Annotated in this window: 14 protein-coding genes; 5 read left to right on the top strand and 9 right to left on the bottom strand. The window is 68.8% G+C overall.

What is annotated here, in order from left to right:
• Window position 1 precedes the first annotated feature (1 nt).
• Complete coding sequence (locus IT359_15325) at window positions 2–562, bottom strand: hypothetical protein (GenBank protein MCC6930355.1); 561 nt, start codon at window positions 560–562, stop codon at window positions 2–4.
• A complete protein-coding gene (locus IT359_15320; protein ID MCC6930354.1) occupies window positions 559–3861 on the bottom strand; it encodes a hypothetical protein in 3303 nt (1100 codons plus the stop codon). Before IT359_15320 ends, IT359_15325 begins: the two co-directional genes overlap by 4 nt.
• A gap of 245 nt (window positions 3862–4106) precedes the next feature.
• On the opposite strand from IT359_15320, the gene nhaA reads away from it, so the two are divergent.
• The 3 genes from nhaA to IT359_15305 are packed head-to-tail and all read left to right on the top strand — an operon-like array spanning window position 4107 to window position 8432.
• Window positions 4107–5477, top strand: a complete 1371-nt coding sequence (nhaA, locus tag IT359_15315) for a Na+/H+ antiporter NhaA (GenBank protein ID MCC6930353.1) — start codon at window positions 4107–4109, stop codon at window positions 5475–5477.
• A gap of 16 nt (window positions 5478–5493) precedes the next feature.
• The gene (locus IT359_15310) at window positions 5494–7476 is read left to right on the top strand and encodes a cation:proton antiporter (protein ID MCC6930352.1); all 1983 of its coding nucleotides are present in this window, start codon (window positions 5494–5496) and stop codon (window positions 7474–7476) included.
• Window positions 7477–7502: 26 nt separating this feature from the next.
• Entirely contained in the window at window positions 7503–8432 is a 930-nt protein-coding gene (locus IT359_15305; protein MCC6930351.1) for a DMT family transporter, read from the top strand.
• Between the two features lie 13 nt (window positions 8433–8445).
• Here the strand turns inward: IT359_15305 and IT359_15300 are convergent, their stop codons facing one another.
• The 7 genes from IT359_15300 to IT359_15270 all read right to left on the bottom strand — a co-directional run bounded on the left by IT359_15300 (window position 8446) and on the right by IT359_15270 (window position 14790).
• The gene (locus IT359_15300) at window positions 8446–10059 is read right to left on the bottom strand and encodes a M20/M25/M40 family metallo-hydrolase (protein ID MCC6930350.1); all 1614 of its coding nucleotides are present in this window, start codon (window positions 10057–10059) and stop codon (window positions 8446–8448) included.
• A gap of 71 nt (window positions 10060–10130) precedes the next feature.
• On the bottom strand, window positions 10131–10481 hold the full coding sequence (locus IT359_15295; protein MCC6930349.1) for a hypothetical protein: 351 nt from the start codon (window positions 10479–10481) through the stop codon (window positions 10131–10133).
• 125 nt (window positions 10482–10606) lie between these two features.
• On the bottom strand, window positions 10607–11545 hold the full coding sequence (locus IT359_15290; protein ID MCC6930348.1) for a DUF4097 family beta strand repeat protein: 939 nt from the start codon (window positions 11543–11545) through the stop codon (window positions 10607–10609).
• A 90-nt stretch (window positions 11546–11635) separates the two neighbouring features.
• Window positions 11636–12304, bottom strand: a complete 669-nt coding sequence (locus tag IT359_15285) for a response regulator transcription factor (GenBank protein MCC6930347.1) — start codon at window positions 12302–12304, stop codon at window positions 11636–11638.
• 59 nt (window positions 12305–12363) lie between these two features.
• On the bottom strand, window positions 12364–13305 hold the full coding sequence (locus IT359_15280) for a trypsin-like peptidase domain-containing protein (GenBank protein ID MCC6930346.1): 942 nt from the start codon (window positions 13303–13305) through the stop codon (window positions 12364–12366).
• Between the two features lie 339 nt (window positions 13306–13644).
• A complete protein-coding gene (locus IT359_15275) occupies window positions 13645–14121 on the bottom strand; it encodes an Hsp20/alpha crystallin family protein (GenBank protein ID MCC6930345.1) in 477 nt (158 codons plus the stop codon).
• Window positions 14122–14340: 219 nt separating this feature from the next.
• On the bottom strand, window positions 14341–14790 hold the full coding sequence (locus IT359_15270) for a hypothetical protein (protein MCC6930344.1): 450 nt from the start codon (window positions 14788–14790) through the stop codon (window positions 14341–14343).
• A 187-nt stretch (window positions 14791–14977) separates the two neighbouring features.
• Here IT359_15270 and IT359_15265 point away from each other — a divergent pair, with 187 nt between their 5' ends.
• Both IT359_15265 and IT359_15260 read left to right on the top strand, forming a co-directional pair.
• Entirely contained in the window at window positions 14978–15148 is a 171-nt protein-coding gene (locus tag IT359_15265) for a hypothetical protein (GenBank protein ID MCC6930343.1), read from the top strand.
• Window positions 15149–15260: 112 nt separating this feature from the next.
• Window positions 15261–17339, top strand: a complete 2079-nt coding sequence (locus IT359_15260; protein MCC6930342.1) for a TonB-dependent receptor — start codon at window positions 15261–15263, stop codon at window positions 17337–17339.
• Window positions 17340–17558: the final 219 nt, after the last annotated feature.

The raw sequence follows: 17558 nt of genomic DNA, 5'->3' as shown, positions 1-17558 counted from the left end.
CCTAACGCGCCGGTGACAGGAACGCCTGCACCTTCTCGGCCACCAGCTTTTCCAGCGACCCTCGCGATGTGCACTGCACCCACCCGCTGCGGCTTCCGGCCGGGTCGCGCCCGCTGGCGGCTATCGCCACCTGCAACTGCCTGGGTTCGCCCGCGGGCGGTTCGACCCACGCCGAGATGGCGAGCGTGACCTGGTAGAAGTTGGCGTTGTCGCCCGAGAAGCCGCGCCCGCAGTCGAGGTAGCGCGACAGGGGCACGTTGCCCAGCCGCTTGGAGATGTCGGCGTTGAGGTTGTTGAGCAGTCCCTTGCGCGGGTCGCGCGTCTCCACCGGGATCTTGAGTTCCTTGAAGACGCTCTCCAGCGCAATGAAGATCGAGTCGCGGTTGCCGTGGATGGGGAAGGGGAGCCCCAGCGTGTCGAGGAGGATTGCCCCCTCGATTCCCGGGAGGACGGCGCGCGCCTGTGGCGCCTGCGCGCGTCCGCCGGTGGAGAGCGCCGTCAGGAGCAACGCGGCAAGCGCGGCACCGGCAATGCGCCGCGCACGCGTGGTGATGTGACTCATCGTGAAGGGATCCTCCCTGTGGTGTACGGTGCTCCCGCCTTCTCCACCTCCCGCTCCAGCGCGGGAATGTCGCTCTCGACCAGTTGCTTGAGCCGGGCCAGTTCGGTGGCGAACAGCTCGCTGGCGATCCGCAATTGCTCCTGGTGTGTACCCGTCGGGCGCCCCAGCGTGCGCCCCTGTTCGCCGCTGATCCCGTTCACCCGCTCGGCGATCGACGCCGGCGTCGCCTCGCTGCGCGCCGCCACCGCCCGATCGCCCGACAGCTCGCGGACAATGAGCGTCAGGCGCCCCTGCAGCGCGCGCACCTGCTCGCCCAGTGCCTTGGGGGCCGCCGGCACCTGGTCGAGGGCACGACGGATCTGGTCGAGCTTCTGCCCCGTGGCCGTCGTGAGTTCGCCCGCGCCGGCCACCGAGCGCCGAAGCTCCTGCAACTTCCGCTGGAAGGCACCGCGCGCCGCGTGGTCGGCGAGCGTGACCGGTGCGCCCGGCTCCGTGACGACGTTGAACGAGACCGGACCGCCTAACGTCGTGGTCACGCCGCCCACGCGTTGTGACAGCGTCACCGAGTACCGGCCCGGCACCACATACGGCCCGGCGGGGCCGCTCTCGAACAGCTCCTCCAGCACATTGACCGGGCGCGGCAGCGTGTGCGACGGGAGCTGCAGGTTCCAGGCGACGCGCTGGAACCCCTTCGCCACCGGCCCTGTGACGACGCGGACCGGCGTGCCTGACGAGTCGCTGATGGTGAGGAGGATTGCCGGCGCCTCTTCCTCTGCCTCGGCACGGAACTGCTCGTGCGTGGGATAGGTGACCGCTTTCCCCGCCTTGTCTGCCGCCTTCTCCGCCTCGATGCGTTGTTCCTTGAGCGACTTGAGCCCGCTGGCGAGGTGGTAGGTGAACACGGCGCCGTACGGCGGGTTGTCGCCGCCGTAGAGCATCTCGCCCTGGAAGGCCTTCCCGCGCCCGCCATAGATCTGCGTGGGGACGTAGAGCAGCGCGTCCCTAACCGGGAAAAGCGTCGCCGTCGCCGCCAGTGTGGCCGGTGTCGTGGTGCGCAGCGCGGTGTAGTCGTCGAGGATATACACCCCGCGCCCGAACGTGGCGATCACCAGGTCGTGCTCGCGCTTCTGGATGGCGAAGTCGCGCACGGCGATGGTCGGGACGCCCGCCAGCTTGAACCAGTGCGCACCGCCGTCGCGCGTGGCGAAGGCACCGAACTCGGTCCCCACGAACAGGAGCGCCGGGTCGACGAAGTCCTCGGCGAAGGCGTGCGTCGAGCCGCGCGCCGGAAGGTCGCCAGCAATCGAACGCCAGGTGCGCCCGCCGTCGGTCGTCTTCACCACGTAGGGCGTGAAGTCGCCGTTCTGGTGATTGGTGAACGTGGCATACGCCGTGTTGGCGTCGAACTGCGACGCCTTGAGGCGCGAGACATAGGCGTTGCCTGGCACGCCTGGGAATGACTCGATCCTGCGCCAGTTGGCGCCGCCGTCCTCGCTCACCTGGATCAGGCCGTCGTCGGTCCCGATCCAGAGCATCCCCTCCTTCTTCGGCGACTCGGCAATGGCGCTGATGTTGGAGTAGAGCGCCGTCGAGGTGTTCTTGGCCACGGCGTCCGGCCCCCACACCTTCCCCATCACTGGCAGTTGGTTGCGTTGCACCTGGCGCGTGAGGTCGGGGGAGATGCGCGTCCAGTTGTCGCCGCGGTCGTCGGAGCGATAGACGAACTGCGCCGCCGTGTAGAGGCGCGTGTGCGAGAACGGGGAGATGATGATCGGTGTGTCCCAGTTCCAGCGCAGCGGGACGTCGCCCCTGGCTTCCTGTGGCTGGATCCCGACGCGCTCGTGCGTCCGCTTGTCGAAGCGCACCATCACCCCGTGTTGCAGCTCGGCATAGATGATGTTGGGGTCCTCGGGATCCACGCGCGACACGAAGCCGTCACCGCCCTGCGTGACAAACACGTCGGAGTTGAGGATCCCATGATCGCTCCTGGTGCGCGACGGCATGCCGAGCGAGTTGTTGTCCTGCAGCCCGCCATAGACGTTGTAGAACGGGAGCGCGTTGTCGACATCGACGTCGTAGTACTGCGCCAGCGGGAGGTTCTCGAAGAAGGTCCAGGTTGCCCCGCGGTCCCACGAGCGATACAGCCCGCCATCGTTGCCGACGAGGTAGTGATTGGGGTTGGCGGGATCGATCCAGATGATGTGGTTGTCGACGTGCATGCCGCGCGTCTCCAGCGGGCGCAGTGTACGCCCGCCGTCATCGCTCACCTGGAAGACCACATCGGGGATGTAGACGCGATCGAACTGCGCCGGGTCGGTGAAGATGTCGCCGTAATACATCGACCCCTGGTTGTAGTCCGACATCTTCTGCCAGGTGACGCCGTTGTCGCTGGAGCGGTAGATCCCGCCCTTGCGATTGGCGGCTTCGACGTTGGCATAGACCACGTCCGGGTTCTGTGGCGAGATGGCCAGCCCGATGCGCCCCAGTTCCTCGCTGGGGAGCCCGGTGTTGACCTTGCTCCATGTGGTGCCGCCGTCGGTGGAGCGATGAATCGCGCTCTCCGGGCCGCCGTCGATGAGGGTGAAGAAGTGGCGGCGCCGCTGGTACGCCGTGGCGATGACGACGTTGGGATTGCGCGGGTCGATCACGACGTCGCTCACGCCCGTGTGCTCGGAGATGGCGAGCACCTGCGCCCACGTCTTGCCACCGTCAGTCGTCTTGTAGAGGCCGCGGTCGCCACCGGCGCTCCACAGCGGCCCCTGCGCGGCCACGTAGACGACGTCGCTGTTCTTCGGGTCGACCACGATGCGCCCGACGTGCTCGGAGTTCCTGAGTCCCACGTTCTTCCAGGAGCGTCCGCCATCTTCGGACTTGTAGACCCCGTCGCCGTAGGCCACCGAACGCTGCGAGTTGCGCTCGCCGGTGCCGACCCAGACCACGTTGGGGTTCTTCGGGTCGAGCGTGATCCACCCGATCGAGTACGACCCTTCGCGATCAAAGACCGGTTGCCACGAGGCGCCGCCGCTCACGCTCTTCCATATCCCGCCGCTCGCCGTGCCCACATAGATGATGCCGGCGTTTCGCGGATGCACGGCGACCGTCATCACTCGCCCCGACGTCATCGCTGGCCCGATGGAGCGGGCGCGCAGCCCGCCAAAGGCCTCGCTCGTGAATGGTGACGCCGCTCGCGCGCTGTCGCCCTTGGTGCTGACGGCCGGGCGACTGGCCGCGCGACCGGCCGGGCGCTGCGCGTGAGCGGCCGTGCCTAACGTGAGGAGGGCGAGCGGGAGGAGGGACAAGCGCGAAAGTCGGGCAAGGGGACGCACGAAGGACTCCGGGGGGATGGCTGGACAGGCGGCGTGAATCGGGACTGGGCGGCGTGCGGACGCCGATCCGACATTCTGCGGAAGCGCTGCGCGCCCCGCCAGCGTACGATGCCCGACACCCGGCGTCTCGCGCCTGTCCACCCGGCTGTCCGTGCGTCGCTCGGTGTACCGCATGCCGGTGTCATTGGATAGGTTGCGATTCCAGACGCCCCCTCTCGATGGCCACTCCCAGGACCCCGTTCACTCCGTCGTCATCCGCGGGCGACACGCCGCCGGCGCGCCGCTTCGTGGCGCGCGTCCTGCGCCCGTTTCAGGAGTTCCTCCAGCTCGGATCGCTGGGGGGTATCCTCCTCCTCGTCACCACGGTGATCGCCCTCGCCTGGTCCAACAGCGCGTGGGGCGATGCCTACTTCCACCTGTGGGAGACGCCCATCTCGCTGGGCCCAGCCTCGGCGCCGCTGACAATGTCGCTCCACCACTGGATCAACGACGCCCTCATGGTCGTCTTCTTCCTGCTGGTAGGGCTCGAGATCAAGCGCGAGATGCTGGTTGGCGAACTCTCGTCGCCGAGGCAGGCGGCGCTTCCCATCGTTGCGGCGCTCGGCGGGATCGTCGTTCCCGCGCTCCTCTACGCGCTCGTCAATCGCGGCGGCCCGGGGAGCGCTGGATGGGGGATCCCGATGGCGACCGACATCGCCTTCGCGCTGGGCATCCTGGCGCTGCTCGGGTCGCGCGTGCCGCTCGGGCTCAAGGTCTTCCTTGCCGCGCTGGCCATCGTCGACGACCTCGCGGCGGTCCTCGTCATCGCCTTCTTCTACACGTCGCAGTTGTCGTGGATGGCACTTGGCGGTGCGGCGCTCTGCGTTGCGCTTCTCGTCGCCCTCAACATGCGACGCGTCACGGTGCTCACGCCGTACATCGTGGTTGGGCACGTGCTCTGGTACTGCGTCCTCCAGTCGGGGATCCACTCCACCATTGCCGGCGTCATACTCGCCCTCACCATACCCACCACCACCAAGCTCAACGCCGCCGATTTCACCGCGCGCGCGCGTGCCCTGCTGGATGAGTTCGAGCAGTCGGAGTCGGGGGATGGGCTCGTCCTCACCAGCAAGGGACAGCAGGAGGCGCTCGCTGGGCTCGACGTGGCGGTGAGCGCGGCCAACGCGCCGCTCCTCAAGCTGGAGCACCAACTCACCACGCTCGTCTCGTTCGGCATCATGCCGCTCTTTGCCCTCTCCAACGCCGGCGTGCGCCTGACAGGTGCCGCGCAGGCGATTGCCAGCCCGGTGGCGCTCGGAGTGACGCTGGGACTGGTGGTCGGCAAGATGCTGGGAATCACGCTGTTCAGCGTTGGTGCCGTACGCCTTGGCGTTGCCACGCTCCCCAGCGGCGTCACCTGGCGCCTGTTGCACGGGGCGGCGTGGCTGGGCGGGATCGGCTTCACGATGTCGCTCTTCATCGCCGGGCTGGCGTTCCGCGACGCGCAGCTCCTGGACTCGGCCAAGATCGCCGTCCTTGCCGCGTCGAGCGTCGCGGGGCTCATCGGCTACCTCATCCTGCGCAGCGCGACTCGACAAACCGTGCGATAGCCCGCGAGCTTTGGGGATGCACGGCATCCCGCTCCTGCGCGACCTCGTCATCCTGGTCGCGGTCGCCGTTCCCGTCGTCGTCCTCGCCTACCGGCTGCGCATCCCGAGCGTAGTCGGCTTTCTCGTGAGCGGGATCGCCATTGGCCCCACGGCGCTGGGCCTGGTGCGCGAGGTGGAGTCGGTGCAGGCGCTGGCCGAGATCGGCGTCGTCCTCCTCCTGTTCGCCGTGGGGCTCGAGCTGTCACTGTCGCGCATCGTGAAGATGGGGCGGCTCGTGCTGGTGGGCGGGACATTGCAGCTGATGGGGACGATGGCGGCCGTCCTCGCCATCGCCATCGCCATGGGCGGGGAGTGGCGCCTGGGGCTCCTGTTCGGCGCGCTGATCGCGTTGTCGTCGACGGCGATCATCCTCAAGGTCTACGCCGATCGCGGCGAGCTGGAGTCCCCTTTTGCGCGTGTCGTGGTGGCGATCCTCCTCTTCCAGGATCTCTGCGTCGTCCCACTGATGCTCTTCCTCCCGCTGCTGGGCGGCGAGGGGGCAGATGGCGTCACGATCGGCCGGGACGTCGGCGTCGCCATCGTCGTCACGGCGCTGCTGCTCGTCGTTGGGCGCTGGGTGGTGCCGCGCGCGCTGGCGCGCATTGCCGAGATGCGCAACCAGGAGATCTTCACGCTCGTGGTGGTGGCCATCGGGCTCGGCGCCGCCTTCGTCACCTCGTCGTTCGGGTTGTCGCTGGCACTGGGGGCGTTCCTGGCGGGGCTCATCATCGCCGAGTCGGAATACGGGCTGCAGGCGTTGAGCGACGTCCTTCCGTTCCGCGACACCTTCAGCGGGATCTTCTTCATCTCGGTGGGGATGCTCCTCGACGTGCGCTACGTGGCCTCGCACGCCGCGCTGGTGCTCGGCGTGGCGCTGGGCATCATCGTCCTCAAGACGGTGATCGCCTGGGGGGTCATCCGCTTCGTGCGCAGGTCGTCGCGGGTGGGATTGGTGGCGGGGATCGGGTTGGCGCAGGTGGGGGAGTTCTCGTTCATCCTCGCGTCGAGTGCCATGGCGTTAGGCATCCTGAGCGAACCGTCGTACCAGCTCTTCCTGGGGGCATCGGTCATCACCATGCTGGTAGCGCCGTTCGCCGTGTCGGCCGCGAGCGACATTGCCGACCGCGTCTTCTCGCTGCGCGCCATGCCGACCATGGAGTTCGCCACGCGCGAGGTCCGCGCCGCCGGCCCCATGACCGACCATGTGATCATCGTGGGCTATGGGTTGAACGGGCGCAACCTCGCCCGCGCCCTGCGCCGCGCCCGCATCCCGTACGTGATCCTCGACTCCAACGGGGCACTCGTCAGGCAGGCGCGCCTGGCGCGCGAGCCGATCTTCTTCGGCGACGGGACGCGCGTCGAGGTGCTCGAACGCGTGGGACTCCAGCGCGCGCGCGTCATCGTCTTCGCCATTGCGTCGGTGGCCGATGAGCGGCGCGGGGTCGTGGTGGCGCGCCACCACAATCCGGACATCCACATCGTGACGCGCACGCGGTCGGTGGCGGAGATCCCCGAGCTGCAGCGACTGGGGGCCAACGAGGTCGTCCCCGAGGAGTTCGAGACGTCGCTGGAGATCTTTGCGCGGGTGCTGCGCCGCTTTGGGGTCTCGCCCGCGCGCATTCGCGAGGTGGCCGAGGAGGCGCGGAAGCATCACTACGAGGCGCTGCGCGAGCGCGGGGCGCACATGGCGCCGGTGGACGAGATGCTGTCACGCGTGGGGGCGCGGCTCGGGCTCGAGGTCGTGGTGGCACGCCGCGGCGCGGAAGCGATCGGGCGCACCGCGCGCGACCTCCGGTTGCGCTCGCGCACCGGCGCCATTGCAGCCGCCGTGCTGCGGCACGGCGAGGGGGTCTTCCAGCCGACCGAGGACATCGTCTTCGAGGATGGCGACGAGGTGGTGCTCGTCGGCGACCCGCGCGCACTGGCCGAAGCGACGCCCATCTTTCGCACCACCGCCTGACGCGTGCGCCGTTAGCTTCCGCAACGATGACCGCGTCGTCAGTATCGCCCACCCGTTCCGCGCCCTCGCGCGCCGGCGTTCTCTCGCCGGGAATCCGCGCCATGGCCATTGGCGCGTGGTGGTTCGCCGTGATGGGGCTCCTCGTCAAGCTCGCGGGGCGGCGCCTGCCGTCGTCGCAGGTGGTCCTCGTGCGCGCCGCGCTCACCCTGGCCATGAGCTGGTGGGCCGTGCGGCAGGCGAACGTCCCCAGCATCTGGGGGCGGCAGCGCGGGCTCCTGCTGGCGCGCGGCGCGCTGGGGGCCATCGGCATCAACTGCTTCTACTGGTCGCTCGTCCATCTCCCGTTAGGCGAGGCGACGCTCATCCAGTACACCAACCCCATCTTCGCCACCATCCTTGCCGCCCTGTGGGTGGGGGAGCGCGTGCGTCCGGGCGAGGTGCTCTGCCTGGCCTTCGCGCTGGCGGGCGTCATCCTCATCACGCGCCCGGGGTGGATGTTCGGGAGCGCGGCGTCGACGTATGCCTCGCGCGATGTCGGCATTGCCCTGTTTGGCGCCGTCTGCTCCGGCGCGGCCTATGCCGCCGTGCGCAAGATGGGGAGCGGCGAGCATCCGTCGGTCGTCGTCTTCTACCTCCCGCTCGTCACCTTCCCCATCGCCATCCCGTTCGCCAGCTCCAACTGGCTGATGCCGACGACCGCGGAGTGGGCGATCCTGCTCGGCGTCGGCATCGCCACGCAACTGGCGCAGGTCTACATGACCAGGGGGCTGCAGGCGGAAACGGCGGTGCGGGCCACGACCACCGGTTACCTGCAGATCGTCTTCGCGGGGATGTGGGGAGTGCTCCTCCTGCACGAGCGCCCGTCGCTCTGGACGCTGGTGGGGGCGGCGGTGATCGTGGGGAGCGCGCTCTTCATGGCCTTCGGGAAGGCGCATGCGGATGTGGGGGATGAGTAACGTCGCGACCGCCTCACGGCACCACCGGCCCCCCCCACTCCCTCCCCAGCCGCGACATCATCCCCGCATACATCTCGATCGCGTTCCACAAGTTCTGCACGCGCAGGTTCTCGTTGGTGGCGTGCTGGTTGTTGTCGTAGTTGGCAATGGGGAGCGTCACGACCGGAACGCCCAGCACCAGCGTGAACAGGTAGCTCGGCCCCGACCCGCCAAGCGTGGGGACGAGGAGCGGCGCCTTGGGGGCGCCGTCGCTCACGGCACGCACCAGCGCCTGCGAGAACGGGTCGTCCATCGACGCGCGCTGCGCCGGATACCCCTTCTCCCATTGCAGCCGCACCAGGCGCGGATACTTGAGTCGATCGGCCACCGACGGCGTGTCGCTCACGATGTGCCACCCCTTGGTGCGCAGGTGCCGCTCCACCAGCTCGCGCACGCGCTCGGGCGTCTGGTTGGGGACCAGGCGGAAGTCGAACGACGCGAACGCCTCGGTGGAGATGGTATTCGACCCCAGCTCCTGCACCCCTCCCACGCGAATGCCGCGCAGGTTGAGCGCGGGGCGCATGATGCGCTCGGCCAACAGCGCGTTGCTCCCCTCGGTGCGGGCCAGACCTAACGAGCGCCGGAGCGTGGTGTCCACCAGCGGGAGCCCGGCAATCGCCTTGCGCTCGGCGGCGCTGAGCGGCCGCACGTCGCGGTAGAAGCCGGGAATGAGGATCTCGCCGTCGTCGCTGCGCATCGAGGCGACGAGGTGGGTGAGGAGCATGCCCGGGTTGGGCGCCCAGTTGCCATAGTGCCCGCTGTGCAACGGGCGCGTGGGGCCGTAGACGGTCATCTCCAGCCCGGTCACGCCGCGCAGCCCAAAGACGAGCTGCTGGTCGCCCCCCTGGTGCACGGGGCCGTCGCAGAAGAGCCAGGCGTCGCCCTTGAGCACCGACTTGTACGTCTCGAGGATCTGCTGCAGGTGCCCCGACCCGGCCTCCTCCTCTCCCTCGAAGAAGAACTTCAGGTTGAGCGAAGGGGCCGCCCCGCGCGCCTTGAGCGCGTCGAGTGCGGTGAGCATCGCGATGATCGACCCCTTGTCGTCGCTGGCCGAGCGGGCGTAGATGCGCGCCTCGCCATCGAGGCGCTGCCCATCGTTGGGGAAGGCGATCTCCTTCCCCCCTTGATAGAGCGCCTTGTCACGCAGGATCGGCGTGAATGGTGTCCCACCGGTCCACTGCTTCGGGTCGACCGGCTGCCCGTCGTAGTGGGCGTAGAGCACCACGGTGCGCGTGGCGCCGGGAACGGTAAGCTCGCCAAGGACCGCGGGAGGGCCGCCCGGCACTTCGAGAAGTCGCGCCGTCGCGCCGCGCTTGCGCAGCATCTCCATGAGGAGCGCCGCGTTGCGCCGGATGTTGACCGAGTCGCTGGCAACGTTAGGCAGCGAGAGGAGCCCGGCAAACTCGCGCAGGATCCCCGCCTCGTTGGCTTCGCGGTAGCTGCGCGCGGCGTCGCGCGCGGCGCGCCCGGACAGCTCCTGCGCGGCAAGGGGGCGAAAGGCGATTGCGGGGGACAGGGCCGCAAGCGCCGCAGCTGCAACAACCTCGCGACGCGGGCAGGCGCGACGGACGAGAGACAACGCCGACATGATGACGCATTCCAATGAAAAGGCCGCCCGAAGCTGTCCGGACGGCCATCGCAATGGAAGGGGCGCGACAATCAGGTGGTCTGTGCGTCCTGCGGCACCAGGAGGTCATGGGGGAGCGCACGATCGAGGCGCACTCCCATCACGCTCGAGCGCAGGTCGCGCCAGTACGGCGACTCGAATCGCACGATCTGCCCCGGCGATTCCCACTCGCCACCGTCCCAGTGCAGCGAGACGAAGACGTCCTGCCCGACGCAGGCGTCGAGCGCAGAGGGAACTTCCATGAGCAGCCCGTGGTCGCTGACGTTGATCGTCTCCGACTTGGTGCTGATGAAGTGATGGTCCGCGTCCACATCCTTGAGGCGCACTTCGATGTGGCGCTCGATGCGAGCGAGGAACGGGCGGGTGGGGGTCAGGCTAGGCACGCGAGTCTCCTGGGTACACTGCCATCCAGGAGTATCGGCCGCTTTGCCAATCGCTGAACGTCGGGGCGCCCAAACCGGATGGGCCCGGGCGCCCCACGCGACGCCCCGCGCCCGCACGAGACCCGCTACGATGCGCGGCGGATCTCCATCGAACCGTTCCCGGTGCTCATGCGCAACCGGCGCCCGCCGTTGCCGATAGTCCCGCGCAGGCGTGACGGGGAGAGCTTCCCACGGATGGTGATGGGGAAGTCGGTCGTGATGCGCCCGTTGCCGCTGTTCGCTTCGACATCCGCCGAGAAGTCGGACGGGACGACCACCTCGACGCGCCCGTTGCCCGACGAGAACTCCATGTCGTCGCTCCCCGCGAGCTTGTCCATGCGCACGCGGATGTCGCCATTGCCGGACGACGCGTTCACCGGGCCGTTGACGGTGCCGATGGTGATGTCGCCGTTGCCCGATCGTGCCTGCACCGGACCGGTCGTGTTGTCGACGGAGACCTCGCCGTTGCCTGACGAGGCATCGACGCGACCGCTCACGCCGGAGATGCGCAGCTTCCCGTTCCCGCTGGCGATGCGCGCCTCGGCCACGTTGGCGACCAGCAAGATGTCGCCGTTGCCGCTGGCGGTGTTCAGGCGCACGCCGCGCGGGACCTTCACCGTGATCGCCAGATGCAACGAGCGGCGCCCCCAGTTCCAGCGCCCGGAGTGGCGATCGAGCCCGTCGGCGTCGCAATCGTCGTCGTCGGCGTAGACCGCACAGATGGTGACGCCATCGCCGTCCTTGCGCACGATGAAGCCGATCTCCTCCAGGCGCCCGCGGCGCTCATCCTTCTCGGCGCGGAACTCGACCGTGCTCCCCGTCCCCTCGGAGATCGTGATGTCGCCCTGGCGCGCGAAGATGCGAACATCGCCGCCACTCCCCACGCGCTCGCTGATGGAGAAGACACGGTCCTTCACCCCTTGCACCTGCTGGGCGGAGACGAGCGCCGGGGCGGCCGTGAGCATGGTGGCGCCGACGGCGGCGGCCACGAGCGTGTGGGGAACGGAGAGGCGCATGGGACGCATGGGAGTGTCGGGAAGAGGATTCCTCCTTCAGACAACGCCAGCCGGGCGAGGGGTTTGTACCGCCGGCCCCGCACGCGCCGCAAGTGCCGCCTACAGGAGGATCACCCCGCTCCGCGCCCCGATGGCGACCGCTTCGGCCCGGGTATCGGCGCCGAGCTTCTGGAAGATCGACGCGACGTGCGTCTTGACCGTGTGCTCGGAGATCCCCAGCCGGGCGGCGACGATCTTGTTCCCCATCCCCTCGGCAACGAGCGCGAGGATTTCCCGCTCACGCGGCGAGAGGGGGGGAGGAGCCGCCGCCGGCACATCGTTCCTGCGCCGCGGCGTGGAGCGCGGTGAGGCAGTAGAGGCCAGCGCCTGGGCGTCCGCCGCCGGAACCACGGCGAGCCCCGCATGCACCGCCTCGAGCGCGGCGAGAATCTCCTGGCCGTCGGCGTCGCGCGGGAGAACAGCGCGTGCCCCGCGGCTTATCCACCCCGCCACCTCTCCCGGGTCGGCATCGACCAGGAGAAGACAGCGGTACGTCGCGCCACTGCTCTCGGTGTCGCCCTCTCCCTCGCCAAAGGACGGGAGCGAGAAGCGGGAGGGGTCGTCCACTACGACGACCACGACGTCCACATCGGCCCCTTCGAGCGTCTCGCCAATGTCGTCCAGGCACGCGATGCGCTCGACCACGGTGAAGGCGCCGTCGCGCAGCACCAGGGTCTCGAGCTCGGAGAGCAGCATCGCCGACGGGGCGGCGAGGGCGAGTCGGATCACTCGTCCATGAGCGGTGAGATGGTCGTGCGCGGAGTGGTCATGTCGGGCGCGTTCATCCATCACTCCCGCGCGCTGCGGCGCTCACCCACGGTGACGGCGATGTCGTGCGGCGCGCCGCCGCGCAGGAGGCGAATGGTGACCGGGGTGTCGATGCGGTCGCCCGTGAGCGTTGCGAGGAGGTCGCCGGGGTCGGCCACCGGCCTTCCGTCAGCCGCAACCAGGACATCGCCGAGGAAGATTCCGGCGGCGTGGGCGGGTCCTCCCTCCTCGATCGAGATTACCATCAGGGCGACGTCGCGTGAGAGCGACTGCGCGCGCACCACCCCGGCCGGGAGTCGCACCGGCTGCACGCCCAGCCCGATGTAGCCGCGGCGCACGCGCCCGTTGGCGACGAGCTGTTCGACCACGCGCTCGATGGTGGCGAGGGGGATTGTCATCGCCGAAGCGCGTGCGAGCCCCGACGAGTTGATGCCGAGCATCCGTCCCGAGACATCGATCGCCGCGCCGCCCGAGAAGCCGTCGTGGATGGCGACGTCGAGGTGGATGAACTGGTCGATGCGCCCGCCGTGCCAGGTGCGCCATTCACCTCCCACGGAGGAGACGATGCCCAGGGCGGCGGTGGCCGCAGCCCCCGGCATGCCTAACGCGAGCACGAGCTGGCCCACGCGCGCGCTCGCCAGCGGGGCACGGGTGATGGGGACCCCCACCTCGCTGGCGAGGCGAAGGACGGCGAGGTCGGTGGACGGGTCGCGCCCGGCGAGCGTTGCTCCAACGGTGGTGCCGTCGGCGAGGGTGACCGTGATGCCCTCGTCGCGCTGGATGGTGTGGTGCGCCGTGACGACCACCCCCGGGCGCCAGACAACGCCGCTCGACGGGATGCGCCGGCGGGCGTGAATGGCGACGAGCGAGCGCGACGCCGTGGCGGCGGCGGTGGCCAGTTCATCGGAAAGCGACTGGAGCGTGGTGGTGCTGGATGGTAAGGAAGCGGAATCGGCGGGCATGGCGAAGACCTCGGGGAGGCGACGGCGAGATGTCGGCAAGACGACGGCAAGACGACGGCGAGATGTCGGCAAGACGACGGCGAGATTGGTGCGCGTGGTGACTGGTCCGAATGTGCGGGGCGTCGTCCGGGCGGCCCATCGGCCGTTTGATGGGGGTGGGGGCGTGGGGGGCCCCCCCCGAGAACCACGCTACCACCCCCCATCCCCATCTACCTCACCATTTCATCTCGCCTCGTACCATTCCCTTGCACCCTACGGGAAAACGAAAGCCGGCTCCCCGCGGAGCCGGCTTCCTCTCCAGTCTCACGACCGGGCGCTAACCGGTCCGTACGGAGGCCTTCACCCCTGTACCTGACCCGCCTCAGTGGCGCTGATCTGGATCTTCCGCGGCTTGGCCGCCTCGCTCTTCGGGATGCGCACCGTCAGCACTCCGGCCTCGAACGACGCCGTGATGTTCTCGCCGGCCACATGCTGCGGGAAGCGCAGCGAGCGCGTGAAGCTCCCCCAGTCCCGCTCGGCAAAGAAGACGCGCAGCTCCCCCTTCTCGGGCGCGCTGATTCCGCGCTCGCGTTCACCGCGAATGGTCAGCGTGTTCTTCTCGAAGGCGATGTCGACCGCCTCGGTCTTCACGCCGGGAAGGTCGAGCCGGACGAGATACTCGTGCTCCGTCTCCCAGGCATCGAGTTCCGGGACAAAGGCGGGCTGCGCCGCCGGCTTGAGCGTTTCGGTAGATCCGTTGACGAATGCCTGGTCCATGGCCCGGCTCAGGGTGACCATGCGATCGAGCATCGTGTTGAGCGGCGTGATGGTAACCATGTGGATTCCTCAGGTAGGCTGATAAGGGGTCCGATCGCGATGCGCGAGGGCCTCGCACGCCCCGCGAAGGAGGCACCCCACATGCCCGAAGATTTGAGCCAAAGTGAAAGAACCGAGCGCATCGCCCCCGCAAAACGACAGCCCACCCGTCACCCTGACAGATAGGCCCCCCTCTCGTCTTCTCGTCCACAGCCTTCGCTGGGGCAGGCTTCTCGTCTTCTAGAACGTCAGCTCCTGCAGACCCGCGTCCCCCGGCACGAAGTACATCGAGTGCCGCTTCTCGCCCGGCATCTTGAGCAACGTCAACACGTTACGCTGATCGGTGAAATGCTCGAACATGAGCCCCACCCGCGTCCCGAACGACGTCACCGGGGCCGCGGCGGGGAGTTCGAGCAGGTACCACCACATCTCCTGATCGGTGACGTCCGGGTCGCGGCCGGACTGGAGGACCTTCCCGGTAACGCGCTTCCCGTTGGCGGTAACCGGGACCTGGGCGTTGAAGTAGGAGGCGAAGACGGAGTCGGCCCCGGGGGACGCCGCTTTGAAGGCGGGGTTCTTCGACCACGCGGCGAGCGTCTTCTCCAGGTCGTCCCGGAAGAGGCGCACCCGCCAGAGGATGCTCGCTCCGTCCACCACCACGCGTGAGTAGGTGAGGTGGACGTCGTGCATCGTGTCGCGACGCGGAGGCGGGACGCTGCGTGAAGTCGAGCGGCCGACGGAGGCGCGCGGGGGTGTTGCGCCCGCCACCCTCGGCGTGCTTGCGACGCAGGTCAGCGCGACGAGCGCGGCGCACGTAAGGGCGGTGCCGCGCACTCGCCGAGCCGAGTCGCACGCCCCTCGTCGGCGCGAAGTCATCGTGATTGCCGCGCCTGCGCGCGCACGGCTAGGATTGGCGGCGAACGGCACGTTGGTCGTGATGATGATCGTGAAGATGCTCGTGCTGCTGCTCGTGCTGCTGCTCGTGCTGCTGCTCGTGCTGCGGCGTCACGTCGCGTCGAATCTCGACCACGACGGCGCCGGCCGGTGACATTCGGATGAGGAAATACCCCGTGGCGAGAAATATGTCTGTAGGTGCTGGCCCCCGGCGCGAAGCCGTTGACCGTCGCGACCACCGCACGCGCGCCCTCGCGTTCGCGGCGATGCTCGGAGCGTCGATCCCCGTCGTGATGGCGCCGAGCGCGACGAGTGCACAGGACTCCACCGCCACGCGCACCACGCGTCGCTTGCAACCCGTGAACGTGACGGTCTCGCGCGAAGGGGCGCGGTCGGTGCTCGACCTCCCGTTTGGCGTCTCGCGACTGCAGGCCGATTCGTCGCGCACCGGCATTCGCCGAGCCTCGCTCACGGAGCTCCTGCTCAACGTCCCGGGGCTCGCCGTCTCCAACCGCTTCAATCCCACACAGGACCCGCGCCTCGCCATCCGCGGCTTTGGAGCGCGATCGGCCTTTGGCATTCGCGGCGTGCGCGTCATGCGCGACGGTGTACCGCTCACCCTCGCCGACGGGCAGACGGCGGTCGACTTTGTGGATCTGGAAGGAGTGGGGAGCGCCGAGGTGATGCGCGGCGCCGCCGGCGCACTGTATGGCAACGCGTCGGGCGGGGTGCTGGAACTCAAGAGTGATCCGTTTCCGAAGCAGAAGCTCGATGGGACGCTGCGCTACGTGATGAATGCCGACGCGACACGTTCCACAGGCACCACCGCCGGTTCGGCGCGCGACGGCGCGTTAGGCTGGCGCGTCACGGGGACGCTGAATCGCGCCGATGGCCCGCGCGACTACGCGGACTTCCGCTCCTCGGCGACCAACGCTGATCTCGCCTGGCGCAAGGAGAACTCGGCGCTGCGCGCCCAGTTCACCTGGTACGACTCTCCAACGGCGCAGAACCCCGGAGCCGTGACTGCGGCGGAACTGCGCGATACCCCGACTGTCGCCGATTCGCTGAACATCCTGCGCCAGGCCAGCAAGAAGGTCGGCCAGAAGCTCCTCTCCGTCACCGGCGAACGCTCGTGGGATGCTGGCTCCGCCACGGCGAGCGTCTTTTCCGGGTGGCGCGACCTGTACAATCCGCAAGCGTTCGCCATCGTCGGCTTCGACCGCCGCACGTTAGGCGCTACCGCGCGCGTCGAGCAGCGCGGCTTTGCGCGCAACCACCTCTGGCGCGTCACCGTCGGCGCCGACGTGCAGTCGCAGCGCGACGACCGGCGCAACTGGAACAACTGCGCGGGGCGCGTGGGCGCCGGGCGCCCTGTTGCCATTTGCCCAACCTTCGACAACCAGGGGACAGAGACCATCCATCAACTGGAGAAGGTGGGGAGCGCCGGCTTCTTCGCGCGCGGCGAGGTGAACCGCGCCTGGCTCACCGTGACCGGGACGCTGCGCCGCGACCAGAGCGCCTTCAGCGTGCGCGACTATCGCGCGACGTACGCCGTGGGCGGGCGCGTGGAGTCGCGCACCATGTCGGCCTTCACGCCGATGCTCGGCCTGTCGTTCCGCGTGCGCCCGACGCTCTCGCTCTACACCAACCTTGCCTCGTCGTTCGAGACGCCCACCACGACCGAACTTGCCAACCGTCCCGACGGTTCGGCAGGGCTCAACCGCGAGCTGCAACCGCAGCGCGGCGCGACACTCGAGGCCGGGCTCAAGGGAATCGTCGGGCGCCACTTCTTCGTCGACCTCGCGCTCTTCAACATCCGCACGCGCGACGAACTGATCCCGTACGACATTCCCAACAGCGGCGGGCGCCGCTATTTCCGCAACGCCGGCGAGACGCTGCGCCGCGGCGCCGAACTGGGCGTCACCGGATCGTTTGGCATGGTCGACATCGGTGGGGCGCTCACGCGCATCGCCTACACGTACGAAGACTACGTCGTCGGCGCCACGCGCCTCGACGGCAGGGACGTCCCCGGTGTTGCACCTGTCACCTCGTCGCTGTACGTCACCGCGCGCCGGCGCTTCGGCTTCGCCACGCTCGAGATGCAACAGGCCCAGCGCACCGCGGCCGACGACACCAACAACAACTTCGCCCCCGGCTGGGTCCTCTGGAACGCCCGCATCGGGCTCCCGACATCGAATCGTTGGAGATTCACCCCGGTCATCGGCATCGACAACATCTTCGACCGCCACTACGCAGCGAACATCGTCACCAACGCGACGCGTTCGCGGTTCTATGAGCCGGGGGCGGGGCGGCGTGTGTATGTGTCGGTGCGGGTTGGGGCTTAGGAGCCTGCCCCAGCGAAGGCTGGGGACCAGAGGGCGAGGTGGGGACACGACAGAAGCGATACACGGAGGTTCACGGAGGCAACACGGAGGTTCACGGAGGTGATCCGCGAAACGGCGCAGTCCTCCGTGCGCCTCCGTGAACCCTCCGCGTACCTCCGTGTCGAGCTTTGGCGGTTGCGGCCACTGGCGCCCGAAGCAGTCGGTCGCGGGCGAAGCGAG

The sequence above is a fragment of the Gemmatimonadaceae bacterium genome (genome assembly GCA_020852815.1).
Lineage (GTDB): Bacteria > Gemmatimonadota > Gemmatimonadetes > Gemmatimonadales > Gemmatimonadaceae > SCN-70-22.
This window is presented reverse-complemented; position numbering and strand designations above follow the sequence as displayed.